At 38.3% G+C, this 6,466-nt stretch carries 11 protein-coding genes and 2 pseudogenes; 5 read left to right on the top strand and 8 right to left on the bottom strand.

Annotation, left to right across the window (positions count from 1 at the left end; genetic code table 11):
• Window positions 1-64: 64 nt before the first annotated feature.
• The 7 genes from SPD89_RS22245 to SPD89_RS22215 all read right to left on the bottom strand — a co-directional run bounded on the left by SPD89_RS22245 (window position 65) and on the right by SPD89_RS22215 (window position 3,692).
• On the bottom strand, window positions 65-220 hold the full coding sequence (locus SPD89_RS22245; protein WP_336264131.1) for a hypothetical protein: 156 nt from the start codon (window positions 218-220) through the stop codon (window positions 65-67).
• Window positions 210-461 carry a hypothetical protein gene (locus SPD89_RS22240; protein WP_336264130.1) on the bottom strand — a complete coding sequence of 84 codons (252 nt, stop codon included), beginning with the start codon at window positions 459-461 and terminating at the stop codon, window positions 210-212. Before SPD89_RS22240 ends, SPD89_RS22245 begins: the two co-directional genes overlap by 11 nt.
• Window positions 462-532: 71 nt before the next feature.
• On the bottom strand, window positions 533-1,051 hold the full coding sequence (locus SPD89_RS22235) for a hypothetical protein (RefSeq protein ID WP_336264128.1): 519 nt from the start codon (window positions 1,049-1,051) through the stop codon (window positions 533-535).
• A gap of 99 nt (window positions 1,052-1,150) precedes the next feature.
• Entirely contained in the window at window positions 1,151-1,759 is a 609-nt protein-coding gene (locus SPD89_RS22230; RefSeq protein WP_336264127.1) for a hypothetical protein, read from the bottom strand.
• Window positions 1,760-1,783: 24 nt separating this feature from the next.
• Window positions 1,784-2,227, bottom strand: a complete 444-nt coding sequence (locus tag SPD89_RS22225; RefSeq protein ID WP_336264126.1) for a hypothetical protein — start codon at window positions 2,225-2,227, stop codon at window positions 1,784-1,786.
• Window positions 2,228-2,285: 58 nt separating this feature from the next.
• A complete protein-coding gene (locus SPD89_RS22220) occupies window positions 2,286-2,924 on the bottom strand; it encodes a DUF443 family protein (RefSeq protein ID WP_336264125.1) in 639 nt (212 codons plus the stop codon).
• A 36-nt stretch (window positions 2,925-2,960) separates the two neighbouring features.
• Window positions 2,961-3,692, bottom strand: coding sequence for a hypothetical protein (locus SPD89_RS22215; protein WP_336264124.1), 732 nt, complete (start codon window positions 3,690-3,692; stop codon window positions 2,961-2,963).
• Between the two features lie 35 nt (window positions 3,693-3,727).
• Between SPD89_RS22215 and SPD89_RS22210 the strand changes: the two are divergent.
• A pseudogene (locus SPD89_RS22210) lies at window positions 3,728-4,172 on the top strand (YdeI/OmpD-associated family protein); the annotation flags it as partial.
• Between the two features lie 59 nt (window positions 4,173-4,231).
• Here SPD89_RS22210 and SPD89_RS22205 read toward each other — a convergent pair.
• Window positions 4,232-4,653 (bottom strand): annotated as a pseudogene (locus SPD89_RS22205) (transposase); the annotation flags it as partial.
• A 22-nt stretch (window positions 4,654-4,675) separates the two neighbouring features.
• Here SPD89_RS22205 and SPD89_RS22200 point away from each other — a divergent pair.
• The 4 genes from SPD89_RS22200 (at window position 4,676) to SPD89_RS22185 (ending at window position 6,437) form a co-directional block, all read left to right on the top strand.
• Window positions 4,676-5,089 carry a hypothetical protein gene (locus SPD89_RS22200; RefSeq protein WP_336264123.1) on the top strand — a complete coding sequence of 138 codons (414 nt, stop codon included), beginning with the start codon at window positions 4,676-4,678 and terminating at the stop codon, window positions 5,087-5,089.
• A 73-nt stretch (window positions 5,090-5,162) separates the two neighbouring features.
• Window positions 5,163-5,582 (top strand): hypothetical protein, encoded by a 420-nt coding sequence (locus SPD89_RS22195; protein WP_336264121.1) that lies wholly within the window; start codon window positions 5,163-5,165, stop codon window positions 5,580-5,582.
• A gap of 28 nt (window positions 5,583-5,610) precedes the next feature.
• Entirely contained in the window at window positions 5,611-5,997 is a 387-nt protein-coding gene (locus SPD89_RS22190; RefSeq protein ID WP_336264120.1) for a hypothetical protein, read from the top strand.
• Between the two features lie 2 nt (window positions 5,998-5,999).
• Window positions 6,000-6,437, top strand: coding sequence for a hypothetical protein (locus tag SPD89_RS22185; protein ID WP_336264119.1), 438 nt, complete (start codon window positions 6,000-6,002; stop codon window positions 6,435-6,437).
• Window positions 6,438-6,466 lie beyond the last annotated feature (29 nt).

The following is a 6,466-nucleotide window of genomic DNA, read 5'->3' as shown; positions in this document are numbered from 1 at the left end:
ATTATTTAGAGTGTATGGTTCTATGAATAATTCGGGTAGATATTGCCGCTAACTCTTCATCTTTTTACCGGATTTGCTCTCCAGTTTGCTCTAACACATCAATATCCGAACTTAGCAGTGCTTGATATTTTGTTAATAATTCAACGGCTTTAATCACATGTTCCATGTCTTGTATAAATGGTTTGATATTCGTTTTACTGAACATTCGATTAGTCTTCATACTCGACTCTATACCCTGCCAGACCTAAAACAACCAGATAAAATAAAATCCCCATCCAGAATAGAAAAGCTGAAGGGTAACTGGCCATCTCCCATAGTCTTACGAAGTATTGTTCTCCATTCAGATTAAGGGCTGCTGGTGTCACCATACTGATGAAAAGCATGACACCAGCGATAGCTAAACAAATGATACCGCCGATTCTTGATAATAATTTTCCCGTCCGTACATTCTTATCCTTCATAAGAACTACACCTTTATTTCTAAGATTACTTTTTCATTGTCGCCGACTGCGCTGGCTGTTCTACATCCTCTTCACTCATCTTCCGGATGATTTGCATTACTTTCCACACACTTGGAACCCTCATGTTTCTTGAACATACCTGCTTCACGGAAAATTTTACGGAAATGAATCGTCATCATCACTAGGCTTGCGGCAAAGAGAACATATCCCGTCCCAATCAAGTATGGGGCAACGGTATAAAAAACAGACCAGTGAATATTGCCCGTGACGAGGGCATCGATATAATCATATTGATGGATCTGGAAAAAAGTCATCGCACCGCCTGCGATATACATCATCAGAATCCAAAAAATATAAGCGGCTTTCGAATGGGTATTTTTCTCAAAATCAATCGCAGCTTTTACCAGAATGTGATCCGTCCTCTGTGCTTTTCTGTTCTTTCCGAATGAAATGATCTTCATGAATAGATTGGGAATGAACACAAGCAACATGATAAAGATGGATATATATCCAATCGGCAGGTTATATAGACTGATTCCATTGATGAAGAGACTTAGAAAGGCTATGAGTAGCACATATCTTGCTTTCATCTCGCTCCCTCATTTCCGTTATACGGCGTACTTTGTTTCGATGCACGCCATATCGCTTTGTTGAAAAGAGCCTCACTTGCTGTGAGGCTCTAATGATGTCTATTGTTCTACCGTTTCAAAGTTGAAGTTGTTGAACTCCATCACAAGGTTTTCCTGACTGATGGTGTTCATCACGTCAATTTGCTCTTGTGAAGTGACTGGCAGGAAGATCGGCATCGCTGCATTATTTTCTAATACCCCTGCAATTTCCTCATCCAATGTGACTGGGAAGTCCTCCCAGACCATATCGCCTTCTGTGCTGCCCAACGTGATATCAAACGTTATATTTTTCACGGGTGCTCCGAGCCGATTCACTCCCAGGAACAGCATTTGCTGATTCCCCTCCGCATCCTCCACCATGGAGACCGATAGCATGGAAAAGTCATTCGGTACACCATACTTGGAGTTTTCCTTGACGAATTCATCAAGCGTTTGATAGGTCTCATTATTTTCAATGGTGACACCTGCTTCTTCATCCACTTTCGTCACCTGTAATGTCAAATCTTCTACTTCTTCCTGATTCCCTTCGGATTGTCCGTTACTCTCTTCCACCTGCTCCGTGGTCTCTTCCGTCTGTCCGCTGTCGGATTCAACTTCTTCCGTATCTCCATCGATACAAGCGGATAAGAATAATACTCCCACTACTAGGATACCAATTATCTTCTTCATACTTCTTATCTCTCCTAAGCTTCATTATTTATCAATGAAATAATGATATAAAATTTGGTCTAACGTTCCTTTTTGCACTTTTTCCTCCGCAAATGTCTTCACTTTAAAGAATCCAAACAGGCCGACGAAACAGATGATGGGAATCATAAATATAATACAGCTGACACGATTCATCACAATCAGTCTCCGCAGCTTTTCATCTGCAATATCCTGCTGTTTCGTTTCCCTCAAAAAAGCCAGACAGGAGAACCAAGTGATCAGGTAAAAAACAAGTATCATCGAAAAGCCGATACTTAAGCCAATTTTCATCACCTGGATGGAACCCTCATATGTATCCGGCAGGAAAACTCCCGTTAAAGCAGTAATCACCACTGTCAGTGCAAATATAATCGGAATAATGATGCCTAGACGGGCAGCCTTCCTCAACGATGTGATTAATAGGTTCCATAGTTTGCTTTCATCTGTCATCTTACCGACTCCTTCTTACGCTTGTCTCTCGCGTCCTCCATTAATGAATGTGCATGTTTTAAACCTTTAAATCTAACAGTTGTGTAGCCTTCTTCCACCGTAATACGAGATGATAATAAGTAGATAAAAAGAAAAACGACACACCGAATAATACCATAATATTCCCGGATTCAATGTAAACCATGAAAAATAGTCCATTAAACACGACAAACCAGAGAAATGCTGCTAACAACTTGAATACCTGTTTTTTTGAGCTTGGACGAATCCATAATTCACACCTGGATAGTTTATCTAGGTCTACAATGGTTTCCAACTTCTTCTTTCGACGATGACTCATTGACATATACAAGATAGCGACGAGAGTTATAGCAAGCATCAAAAGCATCGCATTGACTAAAGGAGACATTGGTACCTCAAAATAACCCATTAAAGGAGCCAGCAGTATACCAAGAAAGTAACCAATCCCAGCTAAAGACATCACCCATGAACCACCGACTTTCTCTTTATTCGGTTCTTTCAATCGCTCCACAACAGAAGAATCCTCTACTTTAAATACCGTACTAGGGAGTATCCAATTAAAAAATGGAAAGATAGTCTTCCAAAAGGACCGTTCCATATCAAGGATGTATTGCTCACCGTTTATTATCAATATCCGATAACGTTTATTCTTTTCTAAATGTTGTACCTCGCAGTTCATTCAATAATACTTCCTTTCAAATAGCAAATTAGTTCTTCAGGAAAACGGATTAATCCAGTCAAGGGCACCAGTAACAGCCTCGCCGACGACTTCCGCGGCATCGTTTACCCAACGATTTACCGTATTAAAGCCATTATTTACTTGTTCGCCTGCCCAATCTATTTGTTGACCTATCCAATCCAACCCGTCCTGAAGCTCTAAGAAATTAACTTCATATGCATACTCGAATAGCATAGTCGCTCCAACACCTCCTGCTATAATTCCGGCAGCTCCCCATTCTACTGGATTAGAAACAAACAAACCAACTAATGCCGTACCTCCAACCCCAGCTAATAGGGATCCCGAATTATGCGCAACCGCCTCACCGGCAGTTTTATTTTTCTTTATCATATCTTCATACATACCATAGCTGAGTTCCGCGACATTGAAAAACGAACCTACTGCTTTTCCGTATTTTACAATCTGTCCGACTTTATCAAATAACTTTTTGGATGCCTTTGTAACCGGGACTGGTTCGTCGCCTAAATATTTCGCCACGTCTTTCATCGTAAGCCCAACTCTTTCAGCGAAGATAGCGATAGCGCCAGGTGTTACCTCGTAACCAACTTTAGGCAGATTATTTAAAACGTATTCTGCAAAACTCTTATTGCTTGCTACATAATCCTCAAGCATCTGACGGTCTTCCAAGTATTCAATAAGAACTTTATAATCACTACCTTGTAACTGTTCAAAATTTCCATTTCCGTCTGTCTTCTTAACAGATGACAAGATGGAATAGAATGTTTCTTCATCAATTTCACCATTATCTAGATGCAGTTGAGGAAGCATTATGTTTTGGTTGGATTGATGGCATGAAGAAGAAAATATCAGATACTAAACTATCTCAAAGGCTTTCCCCAAGAAAGAAAAAAAGTAATTGGACAGAATCAAATAAAGAAAGAGTAAGGAGATTAAATAAATTAGGCTTGATTGATGAAAGAGGAGGGACTGAAAATTCTCCCCGATATGCAACCAGAATCTTTTACTATAGATAAAGACATTGAAACGCTTCTGAAAGAAGACGACCAATTATATCAGAATTTCAATAACTTTCCTGAATTATATAGGAGAATTAGAATTGATACAATACAAAGTTATAGAAATGAACCTGAAGTTTTTAATAAGAGATTGGATAAGTTTATTAAAAATACTAGAGAAAATAAAATGTACGGTCAGTGGAATGACAACGGTCGCCTAATCAATTATTAGGGAAAAGAATGAGAATTGAAATTAGAAGGGTTTGTCAAATAAAGTGTGTAAGTTCCAATCTACTCAAGGTACTTTAACACCCTATCTTTTAGCTCATCATGAAGAAGAAGTTGGTTCATAACCATTGCCCAGTTTTGGATGTGCCCACCTTCCCATTTGGTTTCGAGTTCTTTTACCCTAATAGAGCGTTCTCGTTTGGGAATGCTCCTTTTTTGGTCACTTTTCTGAAGTTGGAATGAATACTTTCTACCGCGTTGGTTGTGTACATAAATTTACGAATGGCACTTCCATAATTATAAAGTTGCTCGACATGGTGGAAGTTTCTTATACAAACGTCAATAGCTCCTGGATATGCAGCCCATTGTTGTTGAAAAGATTCAAAAGCACTTAGGCAAGCCTTGAGGCTTGGTGCACCATAGACTTTCATTAGTGCTTTGGTGAATGCTTTATAATCCTTGCTTGGGACGTATTTGATAGAGTTATCAGAAAGTAGAGTTTCTGAGTTGAAAAGTGCTATCATGGATATAGAAAGTAACTATAAAACTGGTGGTACATTTTCTAAAAATAAGGTTGATAGTATTATATCCGCAGCATGGTATAATGAAGAAGAGATTGGTGTCTTTCAAAATAAATTTGACGAGTCGCCGTTTTTTATTCGGGATGTAGAGGAGTTATCTTATGCGACAGAGGTTGGTGCTGAAACAGACTTTGGCTCCCATAGGTTTGGTGTCTCGGCGAATACACGTGGATATGGCTATGAAATAGATGGGGATGACTTATCCGCTTATGCTGATTATACGGGATTTGAAGGGCGAGGTCATTTTGAAGGAAAATATGCGGAATCAGAAATTAAAGACCGCGTTGGCTATGGTAGTGTAGAACCTAAGTTCCCGGAATTTATAACGAGTTCAATTTGAAAATGCTGTAATATCAAGGTCTCGTCGTAAATTTGTTCATGAATCCATCGTTATACTTTAAACATTTGTAACGATGGAACTATCCAGTATTTACGCGGGGTTCGAAGTTTCTCGTTACACAATCCGGGAATCCAGGGTAGAAATAAATAATAAAGATCTTCTAGGAAGGGTAGAAGGTGAAACTAGTATAGCTAGAGTTGAGGCGGATACGACACTTGGTTGGGATGACTGTAATGTTCATGCGGATGGTGAAGCTGGTGTCTTAACTGCGGATGGATATGCACGGGCAGATACTGGAGGAATAGGGTTTAAAGGCAATGCTTCTTTAGCCCATGCATCAGCGAAGGGTGGCTTTACTTTATGGGGAACAGACATCGATTTAGGAGTGAGTGTAGGAAATGTAGGAGGTAGAATTGATCTTGTGTGGGATCATATTGAAATCGAGTTAAACATCCTTGCTGGTGCAAGCTTATACATAGATTTTCCCTGGTGAGTATATATAAGGAAGGTACGTGTTCAATATGAGTTTAAGGAAATATCGGAGACTAGCGATCTTTGCGATTATTATTAATTTAATAAGTATTTATACCGCACTGTTCGCTGTCTGGTCAGCTATTTTGTTAGTTTTCTCTATCTTTATTATTAATAATAAAGAATCATCCAAACGATTAATAGATAAGAAAATTATGGGTTTTATCCAAACCTTTATGCTTGCAGTTTTCACTCTAATATTTACTGTATTTGGAGTCTCATTATTTCCGATTATGCACCACGTCGTCGATGCATATATACCAGGTTTTTATTATTTGTTTATTGTCTTAGGAATAATCGGGCTCATTAGTTTCTATTACTTATTTATTAAACTGTTCATCGAAGCGATTCAAGTATTGAAAATGAAGGAGATATGAGAGTGAAGACTATGTATATTGTTCTTCTCATTTTAATAAGTATCATTATAAATATATTTAGTATCAATAATTTTTTGTTAATTATGTGTTCGATTTTACTATTATTACTTATCTTCGTTACAAGCTTATTAACTAAACTAGTTAATAAGGCAAGTAGTGTAAAAGAGAAGGATAAAACAATAATTAGTGAAACAATCGCACGTCATGGATCAGAAGGAATGACTAGACGGATGAATCAATTTGCGCTTATCTTTTCCTTAATCGTTATTTATGCAATGGCAATTGCAGCCTTCTTCTTGCAGGTGAATGATAAAGCAAGAAGCAGTGGAATTACATTTCTTAACAGTTGGTTAGGGTGGATTATATTCGTAGTATCTTTACTGTTAGTCACTGTGCATGTATTTCGTATGATGAAGCAAGAAGCAATATTTAGGAAATAAATTGGGATGATTATTTTATTGATGATAGT

It is taken from the genome of Pseudogracilibacillus sp. SO30301A, assembly GCF_037072025.1.
Lineage (GTDB): Bacteria > Bacillota > Bacilli > Bacillales > Amphibacillaceae > Pseudogracilibacillus.
This window is presented reverse-complemented; position numbering and strand designations above follow the sequence as displayed.

Bases quoted from the DNA above. Each gene is read 5' to 3' on its own strand.
- SPD89_RS22245 (WP_336264131.1), bottom strand. From the start codon at position 220: ATGAAGACTAATCGAATGTTCAGTAAAACGAATATCAAACCATTTATA.
- SPD89_RS22240 (WP_336264130.1), bottom strand. From the start codon at position 461: ATGAAGGATAAGAATGTACGGACGGGAAAATTATTATCAAGAATCGGC.
- SPD89_RS22235 (WP_336264128.1), bottom strand. From the start codon at position 1,051: ATGAAAGCAAGATATGTGCTACTCATAGCCTTTCTAAGTCTCTTCATC.
- SPD89_RS22230 (WP_336264127.1), bottom strand. From the start codon at position 1,759: ATGAAGAAGATAATTGGTATCCTAGTAGTGGGAGTATTATTCTTATCC.
- SPD89_RS22225 (WP_336264126.1), bottom strand. From the start codon at position 2,227: ATGACAGATGAAAGCAAACTATGGAACCTATTAATCACATCGTTGAGG.
- SPD89_RS22220 (WP_336264125.1), bottom strand. From the start codon at position 2,924: ATGAACTGCGAGGTACAACATTTAGAAAAGAATAAACGTTATCGGATA.
- SPD89_RS22195 (WP_336264121.1), top strand. From the start codon at position 5,163: ATGGAACTATCCAGTATTTACGCGGGGTTCGAAGTTTCTCGTTACACA.
- SPD89_RS22190 (WP_336264120.1), top strand. From the start codon at position 5,611: ATGAGTTTAAGGAAATATCGGAGACTAGCGATCTTTGCGATTATTATT.